Genomic DNA, 20,778 nt, shown 5'->3' with positions numbered 1-20,778 from the left:
ACTTAATGTAAGATAAATAAATAGGGCTGAAGATAAAGTTGTCTTATCCTCAGCCCTATTTATTTAACTTTTAAACCACCAGACTTTTATTGTTTAAACCGTCGCATCAATCGTTCCAATTAACGACTGCATTGATTTGAAGAATTAGGGTCTATTATATGCCTCAAAGGTCTGCACATTAATGATTTTATCATTTTCAGTAATCAATGTTGTGTGTTCATTTCTTATAATTTCAATGGCTTCTTCTTTCGAAATTTCTTGATTATGAATGGGAGTTCCCATCCCTTCCCAATGGGTGAAACGAATAGGTTTAGTGGCTTGTTTGATTTGATCAATCACTTCTTCTTCTGAAACATTGGTCCCTAAATCTGTTGACGTATAATGAATCATTTGAACAACCTCCTTTTTAAGATAGTATATCACAGAGTGCAAACAAAACGTATAGTTAATGGTTTAAATTTTAATTATTTTGTGCCCTAACTGATCCTTGATATTGAATGACACTCTTTATTATTGACCGAACACTAACAATGGAGTTGGTTAACCTATTACTTATGATTTGAGTTGAAATCTTTATATTAGACAATACCTGCGTCCTATTAAGAAGACTCAAATTCTTGAGCCCCCCAACGGTCAAACATAGATTAAAAATCTGTTTTAAGATTATTTAACATTCAATTGCCCTAATAAGACGACCTTTATTTTTTTAATAAGGTCTCCATTTAGAATTTATGAAACAAATATGCAATAAAAGGAAGAAAAGCGAGTAAATTAATTATTATTAAAATAATACTGATACGCTTATTAATTGTTCTCTTGTAAGGATCTTTTTCTTTATACCATTGATAAATCGCAACCATCATTAAAACTAAAAGAAATATTAAGAAAACAACAAACAATTTTGTAGAAAGCATCCCATTCCCCCAGAAAAAAATTTTTAACTGAAATATTCGCTTTCAATGCACAATCATACTAAATTTCTAACGCTAATTAACTATATAAAAATACAAGAACTCTTTCAACTTTTTTAAAATAACCTTAAAGGAACGTCCTTCTTGACAGTCTTTTTCTATTAAAACCTTTCATTTTATAAGCAAACCAGCTTATTTTTTTGAGCGAACTCAATCAGATTGATCGTCCTCTCCACAGCTTTGGTTAACAGTTGTTGACTCAATTCCATTGCTCGCTCCAATTCCATGGGGCGATCAACAATAGGTATTAAGGCGAGTAAGTTCTCTTCAGGAAGGGCAACTTGTTGACTATCAATCTGTCCAGCAAATAACAAGACGGGTACCTGATACTTTTTAGCCAAACGACTGATTCCAATAGGTACTTTGCCACTGAGGGACTGATCATCGAATCTACCTTCACCAGTTATAATCAGATCGGCTTCTTTAATCAATGCGTCAAGGTTCCCTTTTTCAGCTAATAAGAAAAGCCCATTTCTATATTTGGCTCCAAAAAAGGTCGATAAGGCAAAACCTATCCCTCCTGCTGCTCCGGCCCCTTCTAAATGTCGATAGTCTTTTTTTGTGGCCTCTAACAATAGGTCGGCGTAATTTTTCATCGAAGCATCATAAGTAGGAAGGTCTTTAGTAGCTAAGCCTTTTTGTGGCCCAAAGACATAGCTTGCTCCTTTAGGACCTATTAAGGGATTATTTACATCAGAGGCAAGTATTAAATCAACCTGCTTCATCCGTCGATCGATACCTGACGGATCCATACTTGCTACTCGATTCAACTCTACAGGTAAAATGGGCAACTCTTGCTGGTGGCTATCAAAAAATTTTAAGCCTAGCGCTTGAAGTAAGCCCATTCCTCCGTCAACGGTCGCACTACCACCTAAACCAAGAATAATCCTTTCAGCACCAAAATCAAGTGCTTGTATCAGTTGTTGACCTACCCCATAGCTAGTATGGCGCGTAGGGTCTAAGTTTTTAGGGTCGGCATGAATAATACCTGCTCCTTGTGCTACTTCTATAATGGCTAATTTTTCCTGCTCAATCCATCCCCATTTTCCATTAAATGCCTTACCATCAACACCCTTGATGGTTTGTGTAATATATTCCCCTTTTAATACCGATACAAAGGCATCCACTGTTCCCTCACCGCCGTCTGCAATTGGAAAGCAGGTGACTGAATGATTAGGTAAAGCATCTTTAACGCATAAATTGGCTTGTTCACTAGTCATTGATCCTTTAAAGGAATCGATTGCTGCTAATATCTTCATTAAACACCTTCTCCTTATTTAGAAAAACGACGTAAGCATAACTCTTACGTCGTATCCCTCTTTATTTTAAAGTCGGCCAATATTCTTTGTTGGCTTCAATCAAAGCATCCAAGACTTGACGCGCCTTTTTGGCATCGACAACCGTACGATTTAAAGTAAGTGCTTGTAAGGCCTTATCATATGATTCTTCAAGGTAGGCTTCGACCGTTAATTGTTCAAAGGCGTGTTGCCCTTCGATCATGCCTTTATAGAATGTTCCTACTTTTCCTACTGCGTAAGGTCGTGGACCATTGACTCCTAGTGAAGCAGCGACCTCAATCATGCAATCATCCGGTAAGTTCGCAACAATTCCTTCGTTACGGACTATAACTACAAAAGTCTTCCTTAAATTGTTGGCAATCGAAGCAGCGACTTCAACAATCATGTCTCCGTGCGCATCATTATGCACGATATCTGAATCTTTTGCTGTGCCATTCTTAATAATACGACGACATTCAGTAAAGACTTTTTTCTCGCGCCCATTTCGCACCTCATCACTACGAGTCCAATTTGGATCTAGTTTAGCTAATTTAGCATCTGGATAGAGGTAATATTGTAAATAGGTGTTGGGTAGATAATCTGGGAAGTCTCGCAACATATCTTCCACCATTGCATAGGTATCCAACCATGATTGGTCACGCTGTTCAGCATCCACTGGTCGAAAGCCCCCATTAAGAATCATTTCTTTTAGTTCTGGTGCGCGATCCTTACCAAATTCATCGTAAAGATGGGTAAACCAACCAAAGTGATTAAGACCAAAATAAACCGGTTCAAATTTATCTGCATCGTAGTCTAAGAGCTTACCGAAAGAACGTAAGAGGTTGACGGGTTGATCACAAATATTTAGAATTTTATCCTCTTCTGGGAAGATTTTATCTAATGCTAGAGCTACAATTGCCGCTGGGTTTGTATAGTTAAGGATCCATGCATCCGGACTGTAATGGCGCACATCATTTACCATTTCTTCCATATCTCTAATTGATCGCATACCATAGGCAAATCCACCCGGCCCACACGTTTCTTGGCCAATGACACCGAGTTGAAGTGGAATTTTTTCATCGCGATCACGCATATCGTAGCCACCTGTCCGCATTTGACAGAAGACAAAATCCACATTTGAATACGCTTCTTTTTTATCTGTCGTATAGCTAAAGTCTACCTCTGGTGCTTCTTCTCTAAAGAGTATTTTGCCAAATTCCCCAATCACTGCTTGCCGTTTCTCATCAATATCATAAAGCACCAATTTGTTAATCGGAAACTTATCCAGATGTTTAGTCATTGCTTTTAAAATACCCGGTGTCCAAGTAGATCCGCCACCGACAACCACTATATTATTTTTTTTCATTTTCTGCGGTCTCCTTTTGTATTTTTTGATCTTTACGATTATAAATGTAATCGTCAACGATGTTACGCATTTGTGTAATTCTTCCGCCGTAAACCACATGGATGGTATGGTCATCTGGTTTGATAATACCATTGGGTTGGGTCCGGTTAAGTAAACTTTCATCAATTAACGAACTGTCTTTGACTTCCACACGTAAACGACTGATGCAATTATCAACATCAGTAATATTATCAACGCCTCCTAAGCCATTGACAATATTTTGCGCGGTTAAACGATTCGCTTCCGTAATATCTACCTCCGCATTACCGTCAACTTCTTCTTCAACAAAATCACTGGCTTGACGACCTAAGGTCATGATATTAAGTCGGGTGATAATATATTTGAAAGTGAAATAATAAACGGCGAAGAAGATGGGTCCGGCAATGAGATAAATATACCATTTCGTTTCAGCACCTTGCAGTACCCCAAAGACGAACCAATCGATGATTCCCCCTTGAACATTTCCGATAGCCACATCTAATAAGGCTGGAATTAAGAAGGCAATTCCTGCAAATATTGAATTCACTACCCACAAGATTGGTGAAATAAAGATAAATGAGAATTCAATCGGTTCGGTAATCCCAGTTAAAATCACCGCAGTGACACCTGGAATAAAGAATTTCAATAAACGGTCTCTTTTTTCTGGTAGAGCCATATGATACATCGCTAAAACAGCTGCCGGCATACCGAATACCATCTGCAAGATCTTACCTTGAGCGAGGAAGGCTGTTGCATCCGTTGAAAAAGGAAGACCGTTGTCTAATTGATAGAGATAAATTTGAAGGGCTCCGACCAGTGATTCACCATTGATATTTTCAATCCCACCCAAGGCGGTGAAACGGAAACTCTGGTTGAGTACATGGTGCAACCCCGTTGGAATCATCAGTTTTTCGATCATTCCATATAAAAAGATTCCCAAAGAGCCCGTTTCGCTGATAAGTCCACCTAAAGCAATAATAAGTTGATTTACCAAAGGCCATACGATGGTTAACAAGGCACCGACTATCGCCATCACGATGGCTACGACAATTGGTACAAAACGTTTCCCACTATAGAAAGTAAGGGATTGATGTAATTCAGTGTTACGGTATTTATTATGTAAGAAGACACCCATCAAACCGGCAATAATACCACCGATAACATTGGTATTATATACAAAGAGGCCTAGCGTACGAGTAAATAAGGAATTCTGTAAAGTGGCATCGACTTGAGACAAGCCCTCTGTTTCCATTAAATAATTAATTGACGTTGTGTCCGGAGTTAAGCCTTGAAGTTGTAATACATACGTCATCCCAATCAGCATGGCAATATATCCTACTGCCCCTGAATAAACGGCTACTTCCTTATCTCTTCTAACCATTCCTAATGGAATCGACATAGCGAATAAAATAGGTAAGTACCCAAATGGTAACGCGGATAACTTACGAATCATGCCAAAAATGTTTTGTAAAATCTCGTTCCCTAAAAAAGGCACGTAACGGATTATATTTTCGTTTTGTAAAGCAGCTGATAGCCCCAGAAAGATTGCCATGAATGAAAGCAAACTAATTGGGAATAACAGAGATTTGCCAAAACTTTGAAAATTCTTTCTAAAATTTTTCAATTGACAACATCCTCTCTTTTATAGTTTCTAGTATTACCGGTCGTGTCTTGCAGTAGAAACCCTGTCTCTTTTCTACCTAATGATTCATTCTTCCTCCTCTCTTATATTCTTAATTTACTTCTTTTGTATTATAGCGCTTACATAAGACGGATGGCTCCAAGTGGACGGATAATTATCCACAAATGGCCACTTTGTTAAAGAGCTTATTTAACTAACTTCAAATAGTTTGATTTGAGGTAGTTAATTGTTTCATTGACCATTAAAATCATATGCACTTGCTGTTCCCTTGACAAACCGTCTAATAAATTCACTTGAACGTCATGATAAAAGCTTAATTTACTGGCCTTCATGACTGAAGAATCCTTTTTGGTTATCGCAAAGACCGTCATTTTTTTTGCTTTGGCTTTCTCAATAACTTGCAAGCAGCGCTGTGTTTCACCTGAAGATGAAAGTACTAATAGGCTATAATTGTGAAAATGCTCCAACATTTTGATTTCAGAAATAATCACCACCGGAATGCCTAAATAAATCAACTGCCTTGCCATGTAGCGTGCGGTGACCCCGGAAGCCCCTAGACCAAAGAGCATTAAGTGGTGGCGATGGGTATAGATAGCCCCTGCTAAATCAGCCAAACTTGCAAAGTCAATCAGATCCACAGCACTTTCAGTAGTGGTCAATCCTGAATGTGCTTTACGTTTTTGTAAATTGATGTCTGCTTGTACCGCATATTTAAGTTCACTGAATCCTTTAAAGCCTAACAACTTACACGTTCGGTTTATTGTCGCTTGTGAGGTATAAGTCTCTTGGGCAATTTTTAACACGGTTTGATTGGGAATTGATGCAAAATGATTCTCTAAATAATCCAGTACAACTTTTTCACTTTGACTTATTTTCTTAGCAAAATTCCTCTCTTGCAATTGGTTGATTACTTGGTACATAGATTTATGATCTCCTTTTTTGTATCTCATCAAGTTATAAGTGGTCTAAATGCATACTTATTGAGTATGTATACCCTTTCATTATAAAGGATTATATTCTTTCATACTAATTCAGTTTTACAAGAGTCACAACTAGATGTTTGTTGCAAAGGATTAAAAAGCAACTAAGAGACAGATGTCTGCCATCTCTTGATTAGATAGCAACAAATAACTCCAATCGATCAAAACTTTTAGTAACTTTAGAAAAAATTTGAAACTTATACTTGCTATTTGTTAAGAATAGTGTATACTTAAAAATAGAGATATACGAAAACTAAGCTTTGAGTGTATCTGATTAGAGCAATTACAAATTAGATTTAGGAGTGAAATAAATGGGATTATTTAGTAAAGAACCAAAAGAAAACTTTTTAGACATGATTGAGAAAAGACGCTCAATTTACGATTTGAAGGCTGCATCACCAATCAGTGACTCAGAGATTGAAAGTATCATTGCAGATGTAATTAAATTTACACCTTCAGCTTTCAACTCACAAAGTACACGTATCGTTTTACTATTAAACGATAACCACAAACAACTTTGGGATTTAACTACAGAATCTTTAAAAGAGATGATGGGAGATGCTGATTTCACAGGAACACAACAAAAAATGGATATGTTCAAAAATGCATACGGAACCGTTCTCTTCTTCGAAGATAAGACAGTCGTTAAAGGTTTGCAAGAACAATTCCCTATCTTTGCTGATGGATTCCCTACTTGGGCTCAACATACTAATGCTATGCATCAATTTAATGTATGGACTGCTTTTGCTGAGAAACATTTAGGTGCTTCCTTACAACACTATAATGGTGTGATTGATGAAAAAGTTTATGAAACTTATGGCATTTCTAGAGACTGGGAATTAGTCGCTCAAATGCCATTTGGCGAAATCGGTTCACCAGCTGGCCCTAAAGAGTTCCAACCAGTAGAAGAGCGATTCATCGTTAAAAAATAAGTAAAACACTTTCATTAACATTTGAAAAGAAGTATTGTCCAAATGGATAATACTTCTTTTTTAAATCTTTTATTAAGCTTTAAATAGAAAAATACGCCAATAAACTTAAACAATCTTCTTAAAAAGAATTCACTGAACAAAAAAACTCCCTCTTATAACGGAGGGAGATGTTATGACTATTTTTCATTAGCACTTTTATCTAAGTAAGCATTTAACATCCAAATTGTTTTTTCAGCCTCGGATTTTAAAGCAATGAGCATATCATTTGATGGAAAGTCTTCTGCTTCATCGGTTAAGTGAATACCTTCATCATACAAAGCAATTAATGTTCTATAATCGTTGACAATCGCTTCTACCATTTGATCTTGTGATAATGCTTGATCACTAGTACTTTCTTTAATAACAGAATGTTCAATAAATTCTGTTAAAGTGGCATATGGCTGACCACCAATAGCTAATAAACGTTCAGCAACCTCATCCATATCAGCTGTCACCTGATCATACAATTCTTCAAACTTTTCATGCAGTGTGAAAAAACGTGTTCCGCTTACATACCAATGAAATTGATGCAGCCGAGTATAGAAAACACCTTGTGTAGCAACCACTTTATTTAATAGATCAAACACCTTTTTCTCCATACGATTTCCTCCTATTTTTTGCTTTTAAAGCAAGGTTTTTCTCACCATTGCTTTATATCTTTAGCATAGCATGTTCCTCTTCAATAGTTAATTATTATGCTTATCTTCAACCATACTTAAAAATTAATCACTTCGGTTTCCCTTCATCCTTTTAATTAAAACAGCTATTATCCGACACTGATTAGCCAGCAACAAGAACTTTCTACCAAATGAATTAGTAAAAGAAAACACCTCTTGAAACGTTCCATTGAACAATTGCTCACTCGCGAACCCTGTTAGCGATGAATAAAAATCGATTCACGAAAGTACACGAATAAAATAACTAATAAGAAAGCAAGCGAATTTAACAAGAGGTCTTAAAACATTTTTCCCCTGATTAATAAAAAAAGACTTGAAAATTCAAGCCTTTCCAGCTATTTTAAGAGTTTATTATTTTTTACGTTGCGTTTTTAGATCGACGGTTAATAATTCACAGTTTTCACAAACAAAAGCCTCTGCTTTAGGGCGACTTAAGAAAGAACCATTACTCTTTAAAGCGAATCCTCCGCTAGCAAATATACCACCGACTAATTTTTTATCGTCGGGCTGCCACTTAATCGCATAGCGATCTCCTAATAAACTCCCTTTTAACATTTCGTTACCACATTGAGGACAATTCATACAATCATCTCCTTTAAAATTTAATGCACCGACTATCACAAACTTATCGGTTAGAGAAATTATAACCGTTTTACTTTTAACGGTTCAAGTGATGCATTTTATGCCACTATGGAATAACTTGTACTGCGTTTATTTCTCCACTCTCTTCACAAAGAAAGAATGGTTATTTTTATTTGTAAAGGGGCTTTCTTTTGAAGGTGGCGTTTTTATTTTACTTAATTTTTTTTATTTTAATAACAGACAATTCCTTAGGGTTTATTTCCCTCTTCTTTCCTCAGCTAAGCGATTTCCCCGACCATATATGAAATACAACGCGAGTCCCTTTATCCCCATTAAAAAGACGGAATATACCGCATTAATTGCTTGAGCGTCACTGTTAGTATCTGCGTTCGCATTACGACGGATCACAATACCTAAAGTAGGCTGGGAGGGTTGATATAAAAAGACTGAGAGATCAAAATCATCGACTAGACGATTAAAATGAATGGCTATAAGTGCTAGGATAGTCGGTAGGATAACTGGTAACACAATCTTTCTAAAGGTGTACCCTGATGAAGCTCCTAATAGGACCGAAGCATCTTCTAACTGATTATCCAATCCATAATAAGCTGCCTTCAAATACCTCAAGGAGTTAGGAAAGGAAACTACCATATAAGTTATGGGTAAAATCCACCAAGATCCGATTACTGAATGTCCTCCTAATAAAAAGGAAGGCCGATCATAAGCCATCAGATACCCCACTACCAACAGTATCCCTGGAATCAACCAAGGAATATAAAAGACGTATTCTAAAAGAGGCGTGAAAAATTTTAGCTGCCCATGGTGAAGCTTGCGAGCAACAATAGCCATTAGAAAAACGGCTGCCAGTGCAGCAATTAATGAATAAAAAATGGAGGTCACAATGGGTTGAAGGTTGTCACTCAGTGAAAAAACCTTGACATAATTATCTAAAGTTAACTGACCAAGTGAAAGTTTAGCAGATCGTAGGGCTTGAGATTTTGAAAAAGAAGCGATGATTAAAGCCACGAGCGGTAAGGAATAGATTATCAATATAAGATAAGCTAGCACATGAATTACTGCATTCCAGATAGGTGACTGAATTTTTTGCTTTTGCAAACGAGCTTGCGTCTTTGACAGAGATAAGTAACGCAGGCGGTGTTCGTTACGAGTCATACTATATAGTAAAAAAATTTGGGTGAAGCCTAGAAAGATCGATAGAATGGACGCTAAGTCCCTAGAAGCAGGCCGATTAGCAAAGGTTAAAATTAATGGACTAATCGTCTGAAACGTCTTCCCTCCTACCATAACTGGCGCCGAAAAAGCTGCCAAGCCTGTTTGGAAGGTCATAATAGTCAGCGTTATAATTACCGGCTTAAGTGTTGGTAAAACAACCGTTTTCAAAATATAACTAGGGCTTGATCCCATCAACTTGGCTGCTTCAATCAAGTTAAAATCAACCGATCGGATAGCAGACGATAAGAAAAGCATATAAATATGAGTGGTGCCGAAAGTCATTACAAAGAAAACAGCTCCAAATCCTTCAAACCAATAAGGATCTAAATTGGGCAAGACCTCCATTAATAACTTGGTCAAAAACCCATTCTTTCCATAAACAAGTAGATAGCCAAAGTTCATGACAATTCCACCCATTAACAGGGTGGTCATGTAGCCCATCTTCAAGAATCTTGCCCCGCTTATCTCAAAATAATCCGTGACTAGAACTAAAAACACGCCTAAGAAATTCACTGATACAGCCAAAGAAACAGCTAAAACAAAGGAATTTTTTATCGATTGCATGGCGCGTTTGGACGTTAACACTTTCTCAATTGAAGAAAAATCAAGGTTGCCACCCACTAGTAAACTATTGGTGAAAACAACACTAATTGGATAGATAATAAAGGTAATAACTAGCCAAATGATAAAAGTATAGAAGAATAAATGAGTCACCTTTTTATTAGATATTTTTGGCATTAGCTCTCACCTTTTTCATAGGATAAAATGCTTGCTGTATCTAAAGATAGGGTCACAGAATTGCCAGGCTGAAAGGTGTTCAATGTTTGGTTGAGCGTCATAAAACGAAGTGTTGACGGTCCCGCTTCAACTTCGTATAGAATAACATCTCCTTGAAAGATTTTATTCGTAAGGGTCGTCGTAAAACTTAAATTATCAGAAGGATATCTGTGCACATGCAAGTTCTCTGGACGAATATAATGACGCTTCGATCGATCGAATTTGAAATCGCTTTGACGGTTCAGCCATTCTACTAAATTTTCTGAAAGAAAATTGACATCTCCGACAAAATTACAGACAAATTCTGTTTCTGACCGATTATAAATTTCACTTGGCGTTCCCACTTGCTGAATTTCCCCCTTATTAAAAACAGCTATTCGGTCTGATAATTCTAAAGCTTCGCGTTGATCGTGCGTAACATAAACAGCTGTAAGATTTGTACGCGCTTGGATAGCTTTCAGCTCCCCTCTCAACTGTTCGCGTAATTTTGCATCCAAATTGGATAAGGGTTCATCAAATAAAATTAAATCCGGTTCAGTAACTAACGTTCTTGCTATCGCCACACGCTGTTGCTGTCCACCTGATAACTGGGAAACATTTTTAGTTAAAAGGGTGGTGTCGAGGTCGACTAATTGCGCTTGTTCGGCTACTCTTTGTTTAATTTCTTCACGATTCACCTTCGCTACTTTTAAACCATAAGCAATGTTATCAAAGACAGTCATCGTCGGAAATAAAGCGTAGGATTGAAACACCATGCCGATATTTCTTTTTTCAGCTGGTTGATAGCTTATGTCTTGTTCATTTAATAAAATTTTACCATGACTCGGTAATGTTAAGCCTGCAATGGCGCGAAGGGTGGTTGTTTTTCCACAACCGGAAGGACCCAATAAAGTAAAAAATTCTCCTTTATTTATTGATAAATTAACACCCTTGACCGCGACAAAGTCTCCATAACGAATTTCGATTGATTCTAATTTAAGCATAAGCCCTCTCCTTTATTGAATAAGAAAACAAAAAGCCTCAGCCTCGAAATGAGGATGAGGACTTGGCGTGAATGATCTTATGGCATATATTCCAGTTCTAATTTTTCTACCCAACTATCTACATTCTGACGGTAGAAATCCCAGTCAACATCCATACGGACCATTTTATCTAATAATGCTTTTAGGGGTTCGGAAAGCACTTCTTGGCCACCTTCCGTCACCGGTAAGAAGCCAAATTCTTCAGCAAAAACTTTTTGCACTTCATCAGAGCCGTACCAGTTTACGAAATCTTCAGCCGCTGAATAATCATACTCTTCTCCCTTATCTAAAATCCCGATTTGTTCAGTCATGGAAAAAATACCGTATGTTGGAACGATTGGCTCTAATGCTAAGCCATCGTACTCTTCTAAGGCAAGCGCAGTCCCTGAAATATGATAGTAGTTATAAGGGGTTGTGCCTTCTTGGAAAAGCACCCATTGGTCTTCCCCTTCACGTGCTTGGTAGCCATTATTGATATAAGTCGCAACTTTTTGCCACCCTTCTTCAGAAATTCCAAGTTCTCCTTCATCGTCGCGGTATTGCATTAGCATGGAAAGAATAATTTTTTGGTTGGTTGAACCTGCTAAATCCGACGGAATACGGTACTTATTCTTCAACGCCTCTTCTTGGCCTAACGCTTCCAATGTTTTTACAGCATCTTCTTGGTTTATAAATTCAGGATTGTACATCCCAAAAATATACGCTTCAGCAAAAGGATAAAATTCACCCTTGCCGATGATAATTTCTTCGGGTACGTTTTCGGCCCAAACTGGTTCAAAAGCATGTAAATCAACTTGCTCTTGTACATTTAACCAGTTGGCTTCATCCATCCCAATAATCACATCCGCTTGTGGATCGTTTGCCTCAGCCAGTAGCCGATTGTAAGTATCTCCCCCCGGAGCGGTTACCATTTCCAAGTAAAAGCCTTCAGCTTCAGCTAATTCGACAAGCCGAGCCGTACGCGCATCGTCATAATAAGTATTGGAATAAATCGTTACTGTACGCTTTTCGTCTTGTGCCATTCCTTTAGCAAGTCCAGTGCTAGTAAAAACGGATGCAGACAAAACGGCCATTGATGCTATTAAAAATTTTTTATTCATTGATTAAGCCCCTCATTATTTTTTTCAAACTAAGATTACCAACCCACTCTATTAAAGTCAATTGTTGTGACAAAGTTACTCTCCTTTCAAAAGCTGATTCAAGTATTTATTATTAATTTAAACACTTACCAACGTTGATTGATTCATATCGTTAAAGATATTTACTTATTTTAATGCAGCCTGTAATTTGGTCGTATCTCCACCGATTTCTACCGTTATTTTCTTTATTCTATTTGCCAATATATCATCTCCTTAATTTTAGGCATCAAAAAAGCACCTCCCTTTTTGATAGGTGCTTTATAAAATATCTTCGTAATTTCTTCTTGAATACAGAACACGGATTATTTCTACTAACTTTTCTCCATTATTTACTCGGTAGAAAATAAGATAGTTTTTTACGGGACAAATTCTTATATTCTCTTTATCTAAGTCTTCATCTCTATACCTTCTAAATCTTTCAGGCATTTCATCAAGCCCTCTTATAGACTCTTCTATTTTCTTTATTAACTTTAATGCGGATAAATCAGAATTCAAGTTTGCAGAAATATACTCATATATTTTAATGATGTCTTTTTTGGCTCTAGATGATACTACAATAGTATATTTGCTCATAATTGATCATAAATTGATTTAAAAGCCTCATCCACATTTTCATATTTCCCATCTTTTAAATCATTTATCCCTTCCATTAGCATCTTGTTTAATTCATCCCTTGAGATGTCAAAAATATCAACAAGTTTTGCATCCGGTAATTTTACATCAAAAGGTAAGCCTTTATTAAGAATAATCTGCCTATAAAACATATCCACTGCATTTGATGGAGGTATGCCCAAGGATTTCAGTATCTCCTCCGCCCTTTCTTTAATTTCCGGTTTCATCCTTATATTTAGGTTTGCTGACTTAGCCATAATTGACTCCTCCTTTTGCTTAATTATATCAAATACGTCAACACTATGTCTATACATTTAAAGTTTATCAAAGTCCTCCTGTGTAACTACTTGCTTATCTTTCCACTCATCGTTAGTTTTTTCTGTGTCCATATCAGTTATAAGTCCAATGGTGAGTAAATCTAAATCAAAAACAGAAAGACCACGTTCCACTGCTCTTAATAAAAATAAGGGGGTGGTCATTGGTCTTACTTTTTTAGGTATTTTTTCCGTCTTAATATTTAATCCCCACAATTTTATTAGCTGGGGTAGGATTTGATAAATAGAAAAAGTAGAAAAATTATCTAACCATTCCTCTGGACTGTCTTCTACCGTCTTATCCCCATGTCTTGCCATGACATAGGCTATATTCTCAAAGAGTTTTAAAGAACCTATATCGATATTAGAGTTATTCGGATAAAGTCCATATAATTGTGTAAAAGATAAAGAGCCATATAAAGCTCCTTTTACGGTACAATGTTTTTACTCCAAAACATACCGAGGACTTACATGACCCAAGTACATTTTAAACTGCACAGCAAAGTGGTTCAAATTATTATTGATTATTCGGTAAAAGAGGAGGTATCTAAAAATAGTTTGACGACAGTATTTAATCAGTTAATGGAAAAGCAGCGAACAGAATATATTCAAGCCGATGAGTATGAACGTTCAAAAAGTCGTCAAAGTCAAAGAAACGGCAATTATGAGCGAGAGTTTACCACTTGTGTAGGAACACTTGATTTAAAAGGGTGTTAACAACTACAGACTGGAATTTCCTTTTAAACCTTCTTTTTCTTATAAAGTAAACTTCCCAAAAAACTTCCAAGCACTGAAATAACACCATAGATTAAAGAATAAATACTTGCACTCTCATTATAAAAAATAAATAGGGTAGGAATAAATAGCAAGGCAACAAGCATTGGAAAACTCCAGTTAAATGAGTGCTTCATTCCATAGATTAGCGATGATATAAAACATGTCATCGGGATAGCCAATAGTAAAACCAACATCCCACTTCCTGTATTTTTAATGAAAAATGGCAATAGATAAAAGGCAAAAGCTATTACAATCAAATATACCAACATTTTTCTAACTTTTTCCATTTCCAACTCCTTCACAAATTCACATTTTTTTTACTTCTTTACTTTATTAGAGCAATCTTATTCAATATTCACTCTAACAGCCCACCAACCAATCGTTTAATTTTAAAATAGAATGCTTGAAAACCGGTAACTCTCCTAATTATTGGCTATTATCATCATTATAACAAGACTCCTAGCCATCAGCTCATAAATAGAACACTATTTGATTATTCTGCAATTATTTTACCTATTCTACTTCAACAAAATACCAAATAATCCATTGATATTTCTTTATACAAAACAATTTAATGCTACCCAAAACTTTGACAGTGATTATTTGTTTGAACTTAAAATGACTAAGAGATTGACTCAAATTTGTTAGCTCAACATTAATAATCTTAGACTAAGGATAGTCGTTTAGCTTAAATTTAATGCTTCTATGTCTTTTTTAAAATTATAGGATTATCCATATTAGCAACCATCTGAATGCACTAAACGATTTAACCGATCCCACCATAAAATATTCCCATAATATATACCAAAATCGTCAACCCTACAAAGACATATCTGCCCATTGGCTCAAACCATGGCCCCAGAGTCTTATTGTAGCCCAATTGTACTTGCTTTCTAGCAAAGTCCGGTCCACATACCCAATAAAACATAATTCCAGCCAACAAAGCGCCTAATGGAATCACATAGATACTCACAATATCCATCCAACTTTCTAAAATAGCGCCATTTTCAACAAATATTCCGATGGCTATCGCTATACTCGCTACGATTCCTACCGCTTTTGCTCTTGAAAAATGGAACTTTTCTTGAAGCGCTTCGATTGGAGCTTCAAATAAATTGATCAAGGAGCTAATCCCTGCAAACAGTACTGCAATAAAGAAAAGAATGGCAAATAAGTTACCGGCTGGCATTTGTTTAAAAATCGCTGGCATGGTGATAAAGATCAAAGGAGGGCCCGCGGTTGGGTCCATATTAAAAGCAAACACAGATGGAATAACAACGAGAGCAGCCAATATAGCTGCTATTAAATCACTTACTGCAATATAGGTCGCAGAAGTAACCACATCTTCCTTTTCACTTAAATAACTCCCATACACCAATGTTCCCGAACCAGCTAAGGACAAGGAGAAGAAAGCTTGGCCTAATGCATAGACCCATGTTTGTGGATTTTTTAGCGCTTCCCATTCAGGTTGAAGCAAATAGGCATACCCTAGACTTGCTCCCGGTAAGAAGATCACGCGAATACTTAAAAGCAGGAACATTATAAAAAATCCGGGCATGAGCACTTTATTTATTCTTTCAATCCCCTTTGAAATGCCCACTCGCATAATCCCAAAAGTTAGGATGAGTGCAGCTAGATGCCAGCCAATACTTCCAAAATTCCCAGCAATCTTTTCAAAATAAGCGGAACTATCTGCCGCTTGAATCATCGAACCTGAGATTGCCCCAAAGGTGAACCTTAAAATCCAGCCAATGACAACCGAGTAGCCAATCGCGATCCCTAAAGACCCGATGGTGGGAATTAAGCCAAGCCATTCGCCATACGGCTTGCCTCTTTTAGCCATTGCCTTCTTAAAGGCAGCCAGAGGACCTGCTTTCATCGCTCTTCCCAACGCGATCTCACCAATTACTCCCGTAAAACCAATGATAATCACAAAAAGAATATAGGTGATTAAAAAAGCCGCTCCTCCAAATTGACCGACACGATAAGGGAATAACCATATATTTCCCATCCCTACCGCTGAACCCACTGATGCTAGAATAAAACCTAGCCTACTCTGAAAAACATCTCTTTCTCCTATTATTTTTTTGTCTTTCAATTTTTTCACTCCTCGTTTCCTTTGTTTAGAAATGCTACTAGCTAATCCTTTAACCCTATTTTTCAGCGGAAATGGAGCTCATATCAATATAAAGACACAAAAAGACACTGCGTCATCAATTTTAAATTGATCTATGCAGTGTCTTTTAAACAACTATCTATTAAAAATCACACTGGCATAGGCTCCATTTATACATGAAAAATAAAGTGAGCCTAGCCTTCTTACTTCAGAAGTTAGACCACTCAACTATGCCAAGCCTGCCATGAATGAATGGTGAATTTCATTTGTGTGATTTCCTTTCTCTTTTTTTATTTAACTAATTATCTAATAGGCTTGATAGAAAGTCAAATGAGTATTTTTTATCCAAGTGATATCTTAGGTGAAAATGTAATTAGTCATGTAAAGTTCTAGGTAGTTTTATTTCTTGAAGTATTCTATCGTAGGAAGAAAAATGACATTTTTTCTTTTAAAAATTTTAAAAGATTTAATGCACTTAAAAGCACGAACCTTGATATCATTTTCAATTAGAAACCCTTTTAAATATGTCTTTAATGAATTTGAGTTATAATTAATGTTAATTAAAATAAAAGTATTAAATTAGAGTTATAGAAACAGAAATACAGGAAGCGTTATGGTCAATTAATAGTTCAAATATTGATAAACTAAAGATTTTAATATCTTTACCCTTGCGGAGCTCCTTTAGTAAATGCTAAATTCTTTAATAAATAGCTGAAAAAAATTATGAAAATATATCTCAGTGGTAATAGGGGAGCTTTTCAGCTTCTTTAAATACCTTTATTAAAGAATACATCCCAATAGAAATTATAATAGCATTTAATTCAGACCATATTTTTAAGAACACACCTTTCATCAAGAGAATTTAAACAAGTTTTCAGAATCTGCGGAGATAGTTGTGTATATTATTGTTTAGCTATCACATAACCAACCTTAAGACCAGATGTATTCGCAAGTTTGACTATATGTTCTAATACGTAAAGACAGCGAATTCTATATTATTAAGTGAGTAAATCACATAATAAATAAAAATTAAATAAAAAATTGACAAATGACTTTGGGAACATTACTATGAACGTACAGATTGTATGCGTTTTCTTATTTTGTTAGTTTCTTGTTATGTTATTTTATAAGTTAAGCATACAATCAAAAAAAGGAAAGAGAATTGTGATGAATGAAAGTAATTCAAAAGAACAAATTCAATTAGATTCAGAAAAAGAACAAATTTTGATTGAAAAGATTGAAAGTATTATAGATTTAATGAAAATTAGTTTTTAATAATGTATATATTAATAAATGATCGGAAGGTACTATATTGAAAAAAAATAGATTTAAACTAACGATACTACTCATACTAACCCAATTAGGTAGTGGAACTTTATCTTTTATACTATCCTTAAAGATACTGCAGCAAAATAAAAGCGCAACTGACTTTGGAATAGTAGTTATGGTTAGTGCTATATTTAGTATTTTAACATCTTTAATATCTGGTAAATATATTGATCGCTTCCCTAAAAAAAACATGATGATCGTTGCTCAATTTCTGAGTATAGTAGGATTAATCCTTTTTATTTTCGGAACAGGATTTAGCGATAAAATTAATTTATATTGGGTGATCGCTCTTTCAATAGTCCTTCAAGTGAGTGATTCAATTTTTACCACTACTTTAATGACAAGTGCTGTCAATATTGTAAATAAGGAAGAAGAGTTAGATGAATTCAATTCAATTGTTGAATCAATAAATGGAATCTGTGCCTTAATAGCACCGTTTATTGCATCCTCTATCTTTATTTTCCTAAAAATAGATAGCTTCATATTTTTAGAAATATTTTTTGAGCTATTTGCCGTATTACTAATACTTAATTTACCGCTGCATGATTCCTTAATCGAAGAAAACTATGATGATCGTGATAGCGATTATAGTTTAAACTACGTACTAAAGTATGCTTGGAAAAATAAACTTATTCTAATACTAAGTTTAAGTATGTTAAGCATCAATTTACTTTTAGGATCACTTTCAATAGGCCTACCCTACTTAATATTGTCTTACTTTGAGAGTAAAACAATATTTATCGGTATCTTTCAAATAACATTACCAGTTGGAATGATGCTGGGAGCTATCATTTATCCTAAATTAAATTTTAAAAAACCCTTCTATAACCCAATTATAAAATCATGGTTCCTATTAGCTCTATCTGTTATTCTACTAGGATTTACCATACTTATTTTTTCAAACCATTTTTGGGCATTATCAATTATATCCTTCATTCTTATTACTATCGCTGGTTTCAGTATATCAATAGGAAAAATACCCTTATTAGGATATTTTCAAAAAACAGTTCCTCAAAAAATTCAGGGGCGCTTATTTAGTTTGCTAGATGTCATGATAGAGTCGAGTATTCCTTTAGGGGCGGGTATATATGGACTATTATTCGACAACTTTAATATATATACAATATTTATCTTTTCTGGATTAATTTTAATTATTTTTATTAAAATATCAGAAAAAAAATTGAGAAAGCTAACTATAAGCATGAATGATTAATTAAAGAATAATTAATCTTTAATCACTTACAGAATAGTAATCATCATTTCAATACTGTTATAAGAGAAGGTTCGTTTAAGTATTATTTGAGCGATGCCCACTAATTGGATTGCAACTTATTGTGAAAGATCAACTATGAATGTTATTTATAAATTTAATTCAATCAAGAGCTGAGTCAGTAGCTTGACTGATTTACTATTTAGATAATATCTTTTAAAGCAATTAAGTTGAATTTAAACAATAAATCTCTTTGTCCAATGTAGTCTTACTAAGGAAAAATTAAAAATAATGAATTTGATAATTTTTACTCTAATTAACAAACTTTTAAAATAGTAAATTCTGTAATAAGAATTGAATTTTTTAGGGGATACTCATTCTTACTCTCGTATTCTTTCGAAGTATGATTCCCCTTTCCACTTTCTAATTTTTCGAATTAATTTTATTTGAAATCAATCCGATGTTCTACTAATAATCGTAATTTATATACTATTTTATTCGACATTATTATTTCGGATTTTCTTTGTTATACATGGATTACTTAAACTAAGTAAGTTCTCTAAAGATTATGCAAGTATCGAATTAACTCTCTCTTGGATGATATGAAGGACCATCCTTCAGACGTATACTTACCCTCTGACTTAGACACTTCAGACTCATTGTTATTTTCTTCAATCGCATAGCTGCAGCTCAAAGCCTCTGTATAGAGTGATAAGATATTAAAAAATTGTCCTATGCAATTTTTTTAGATAAATAGTGTTTAATTCATGTGGATATATCTTTGATTCTTTAAATAATTAAAAGGCCCCCGTTATGAGGCCTTCAAATTTCAATATTGTTTACCTATGGGTTTACTTTACGAATCTTGCATAATTAACTTTTGAAAAATCAACAACAATTTGATTACCATTGATATCTTTTATAATATCTGGTTGTTTAGAAATAATAAGTTTCATTATTTTTCGAAGAGCACGTTCATCATCAGATCTTGATTCGAGTTCCATCATGACTGTTAAACTAGAACCATGATTGAAAAAGAGTTCAATTTTTCTATTTTTCACTCTTTCATCTCCTCTCCTATTTAATGTCTCTACTATACCAATCTCCACCTCTTTCGTATAGGGTAGATAAGAAAGGAGATACTCATGGTATTGCGAGACAATAAATTAATCATACCCCTCTATTAGCCAAACTCTTTAAACTAAGAACATTACTAACATTATATATAATTTATTAAGCCCAGTTGAGTATAGATTTCACCTTACTTTAAGAAAAAAATATAATTTTTAGGTTTTCTCTTAAAAAGTTAGAGCTATCAAAACATCGTTCTCTTAGTAATTTAACTTTATTCGTTTGGTTTTTTTGATTTAATGGAATTAATAAATTTTTTTCAAAAGTCAAGTCCATAATATTGTGTAAAATAACTTAGTACAATGTTCATCACCATTAAAGCCTCATATAAGCCCTTGAAGAAGTAATCCATTCTTCGTGGATGTGCATTAATACAGAGCCAATTAATCGATTAGCTGAGTCGACATTTGGAAAGATTCGTACCACTTTCTTTCTACGACGTACTTCTTGATTCAATCGTTCTTCAATCTTACAAATATCAGATAACAATATTTCTCTTCCAAATTCTAGAACGATCTTCTTTTGATCAGATGACTCAATAGAGGTTTTAAGAAAATCCTCATTTCTAAAATCAACAAAACCTAGTAAACTACGTTTCATGGTGACTTTAATTGAAACGGGCTTTCTATAAAAA

At 35.0% G+C, this 20,778-nt stretch carries 18 protein-coding genes and 2 pseudogenes; 3 read left to right on the top strand and 17 right to left on the bottom strand.

Annotated features, from left to right (window positions below; all coding sequences use genetic code 11):
• Positions 1-144: 144 nt before the first annotated feature.
• The 5 genes from ACQV2G_RS05675 to ACQV2G_RS05655 form a co-directional block, all read right to left on the bottom strand.
• Entirely contained in the window at positions 145-390 is a 246-nt protein-coding gene (locus tag ACQV2G_RS05675) for a hypothetical protein (protein ID WP_428874155.1), read from the bottom strand.
• A gap of 697 nt (positions 391-1,087) precedes the next feature.
• On the bottom strand, positions 1,088-2,230 hold the full coding sequence (locus ACQV2G_RS05670; protein WP_428876327.1) for a glycerate kinase family protein: 1,143 nt from the start codon (positions 2,228-2,230) through the stop codon (positions 1,088-1,090).
• A gap of 61 nt (positions 2,231-2,291) precedes the next feature.
• The gene (locus ACQV2G_RS05665; RefSeq protein ID WP_428874158.1) at positions 2,292-3,614 is read right to left on the bottom strand and encodes a 6-phospho-alpha-glucosidase; all 1,323 of its coding nucleotides are present in this window, start codon (positions 3,612-3,614) and stop codon (positions 2,292-2,294) included.
• On the bottom strand, positions 3,601-5,256 hold the full coding sequence (locus ACQV2G_RS05660) for a PTS transporter subunit EIIC (RefSeq protein ID WP_428876326.1): 1,656 nt from the start codon (positions 5,254-5,256) through the stop codon (positions 3,601-3,603). Before ACQV2G_RS05660 ends, ACQV2G_RS05665 begins: the two co-directional genes overlap by 14 nt.
• Positions 5,257-5,459: 203 nt before the next feature.
• Positions 5,460-6,194 carry a MurR/RpiR family transcriptional regulator gene (locus ACQV2G_RS05655; protein ID WP_428874160.1) on the bottom strand — a complete coding sequence of 245 codons (735 nt, stop codon included), beginning with the start codon at positions 6,192-6,194 and terminating at the stop codon, positions 5,460-5,462.
• Positions 6,195-6,565: 371 nt separating this feature from the next.
• On the opposite strand from ACQV2G_RS05655, the gene ACQV2G_RS05650 reads away from it, so the two are divergent.
• Positions 6,566-7,186 (top strand): nitroreductase family protein, encoded by a 621-nt coding sequence (locus ACQV2G_RS05650; RefSeq protein WP_428874372.1) that lies wholly within the window; start codon positions 6,566-6,568, stop codon positions 7,184-7,186.
• Between the two features lie 176 nt (positions 7,187-7,362).
• Here ACQV2G_RS05650 and ACQV2G_RS05645 read toward each other — a convergent pair whose 3' ends face one another.
• The 8 genes from ACQV2G_RS05645 to ACQV2G_RS05610 form a co-directional block, all read right to left on the bottom strand.
• Entirely contained in the window at positions 7,363-7,824 is a 462-nt protein-coding gene (locus ACQV2G_RS05645; protein WP_428874373.1) for a Dps family protein, read from the bottom strand.
• Positions 7,825-8,253: 429 nt separating this feature from the next.
• Complete coding sequence (locus ACQV2G_RS05640; protein ID WP_428874374.1) at positions 8,254-8,484, bottom strand: PF20097 family protein; 231 nt, start codon at positions 8,482-8,484, stop codon at positions 8,254-8,256.
• Positions 8,485-8,739: 255 nt separating this feature from the next.
• Positions 8,740-10,455 carry an ABC transporter permease gene (locus tag ACQV2G_RS05635; protein WP_428876325.1) on the bottom strand — a complete coding sequence of 572 codons (1,716 nt, stop codon included), beginning with the start codon at positions 10,453-10,455 and terminating at the stop codon, positions 8,740-8,742.
• A complete protein-coding gene (locus tag ACQV2G_RS05630) occupies positions 10,455-11,477 on the bottom strand; it encodes an ABC transporter ATP-binding protein (protein WP_428876324.1) in 1,023 nt (340 codons plus the stop codon). Before ACQV2G_RS05630 ends, ACQV2G_RS05635 begins: the two co-directional genes overlap by 1 nt.
• Positions 11,478-11,554: 77 nt before the next feature.
• Positions 11,555-12,616 carry an extracellular solute-binding protein gene (locus tag ACQV2G_RS05625; protein ID WP_428876323.1) on the bottom strand — a complete coding sequence of 354 codons (1,062 nt, stop codon included), beginning with the start codon at positions 12,614-12,616 and terminating at the stop codon, positions 11,555-11,557.
• Positions 12,617-12,913: 297 nt separating this feature from the next.
• A complete protein-coding gene (locus ACQV2G_RS05620; RefSeq protein WP_428876322.1) occupies positions 12,914-13,228 on the bottom strand; it encodes a type II toxin-antitoxin system RelE/ParE family toxin in 315 nt (104 codons plus the stop codon).
• On the bottom strand, positions 13,225-13,524 hold the full coding sequence (locus ACQV2G_RS05615; protein ID WP_428876321.1) for a type II toxin-antitoxin system RelB/DinJ family antitoxin: 300 nt from the start codon (positions 13,522-13,524) through the stop codon (positions 13,225-13,227). Before ACQV2G_RS05615 ends, ACQV2G_RS05620 begins: the two co-directional genes overlap by 4 nt.
• 57 nt (positions 13,525-13,581) lie before the next feature.
• On the bottom strand, positions 13,582-13,899 hold the full coding sequence (locus ACQV2G_RS05610) for a hypothetical protein (protein WP_428876320.1): 318 nt from the start codon (positions 13,897-13,899) through the stop codon (positions 13,582-13,584).
• Positions 13,900-14,052: 153 nt separating this feature from the next.
• Here ACQV2G_RS05610 and ACQV2G_RS05605 point away from each other — a divergent pair.
• A pseudogene (locus ACQV2G_RS05605) lies at positions 14,053-14,289 on the top strand (transposase); the annotation flags it as partial.
• Positions 14,290-14,321: 32 nt separating this feature from the next.
• On the opposite strand, the gene ACQV2G_RS05600 reads toward ACQV2G_RS05605, so the two are convergent.
• A complete protein-coding gene (locus tag ACQV2G_RS05600) occupies positions 14,322-14,645 on the bottom strand; it encodes a hypothetical protein (RefSeq protein ID WP_428876319.1) in 324 nt (107 codons plus the stop codon).
• Between the two features lie 479 nt (positions 14,646-15,124).
• Entirely contained in the window at positions 15,125-16,456 is a 1,332-nt protein-coding gene (locus ACQV2G_RS05595) for a sodium-dependent transporter (protein ID WP_428876318.1), read from the bottom strand.
• A 1,330-nt stretch (positions 16,457-17,786) separates the two neighbouring features.
• On the opposite strand from ACQV2G_RS05595, the gene ACQV2G_RS05590 reads away from it, so the two are divergent.
• A complete protein-coding gene (locus ACQV2G_RS05590) occupies positions 17,787-19,016 on the top strand; it encodes an MFS transporter (RefSeq protein ID WP_428876317.1) in 1,230 nt (409 codons plus the stop codon).
• Positions 19,017-19,864: 848 nt separating this feature from the next.
• Here ACQV2G_RS05590 and ACQV2G_RS05585 read toward each other — a convergent pair.
• Together ACQV2G_RS05585 and ACQV2G_RS05580 are read right to left on the bottom strand one after the other, a co-directional pair.
• Positions 19,865-20,074 carry a hypothetical protein gene (locus ACQV2G_RS05585; RefSeq protein ID WP_428874235.1) on the bottom strand — a complete coding sequence of 70 codons (210 nt, stop codon included), beginning with the start codon at positions 20,072-20,074 and terminating at the stop codon, positions 19,865-19,867.
• A 385-nt stretch (positions 20,075-20,459) separates the two neighbouring features.
• Positions 20,460-20,606 (bottom strand): annotated as a pseudogene (locus ACQV2G_RS05580) (transposase); the annotation flags it as partial.
• Between the last annotated feature and the right edge of the window lie 172 nt (positions 20,607-20,778).

Source organism: Facklamia sp. P12955 (assembly GCF_050409565.1).
Classification (GTDB): Bacteria; Bacillota; Bacilli; order Lactobacillales; family Aerococcaceae; genus Facklamia.
This window is presented reverse-complemented; position numbering and strand designations above follow the sequence as displayed.

Bases quoted from the DNA above. Each gene is read 5' to 3' on its own strand.
- ACQV2G_RS05640 (WP_428874374.1), bottom strand. From the start codon at position 8,484: ATGAATTGTCCTCAATGTGGTAACGAAATGTTAAAAGGGAGTTTATTA.
- ACQV2G_RS05650 (WP_428874372.1), top strand. From the start codon at position 6,566: ATGGGATTATTTAGTAAAGAACCAAAAGAAAACTTTTTAGACATGATT.
- ACQV2G_RS05665 (WP_428874158.1), bottom strand. From the start codon at position 3,614: ATGAAAAAAAATAATATAGTGGTTGTCGGTGGCGGATCTACTTGGACA.
- ACQV2G_RS05645 (WP_428874373.1), bottom strand. From the start codon at position 7,824: ATGGAGAAAAAGGTGTTTGATCTATTAAATAAAGTGGTTGCTACACAA.
- ACQV2G_RS05655 (WP_428874160.1), bottom strand. From the start codon at position 6,194: ATGTACCAAGTAATCAACCAATTGCAAGAGAGGAATTTTGCTAAGAAA.
- ACQV2G_RS05610 (WP_428876320.1), bottom strand. From the start codon at position 13,899: ATGGCAAGACATGGGGATAAGACGGTAGAAGACAGTCCAGAGGAATGG.
- ACQV2G_RS05615 (WP_428876321.1), bottom strand. From the start codon at position 13,524: ATGGCTAAGTCAGCAAACCTAAATATAAGGATGAAACCGGAAATTAAA.
- ACQV2G_RS05670 (WP_428876327.1), bottom strand. From the start codon at position 2,230: ATGAAGATATTAGCAGCAATCGATTCCTTTAAAGGATCAATGACTAGT.
- ACQV2G_RS05600 (WP_428876319.1), bottom strand. From the start codon at position 14,645: ATGGAAAAAGTTAGAAAAATGTTGGTATATTTGATTGTAATAGCTTTT.
- ACQV2G_RS05675 (WP_428874155.1), bottom strand. From the start codon at position 390: ATGATTCATTATACGTCAACAGATTTAGGGACCAATGTTTCAGAAGAA.
- ACQV2G_RS05635 (WP_428876325.1), bottom strand. From the start codon at position 10,455: ATGCCAAAAATATCTAATAAAAAGGTGACTCATTTATTCTTCTATACT.
- ACQV2G_RS05620 (WP_428876322.1), bottom strand. From the start codon at position 13,228: ATGAGCAAATATACTATTGTAGTATCATCTAGAGCCAAAAAAGACATC.
- ACQV2G_RS05630 (WP_428876324.1), bottom strand. From the start codon at position 11,477: ATGCTTAAATTAGAATCAATCGAAATTCGTTATGGAGACTTTGTCGCG.
- ACQV2G_RS05625 (WP_428876323.1), bottom strand. From the start codon at position 12,616: ATGAATAAAAAATTTTTAATAGCATCAATGGCCGTTTTGTCTGCATCC.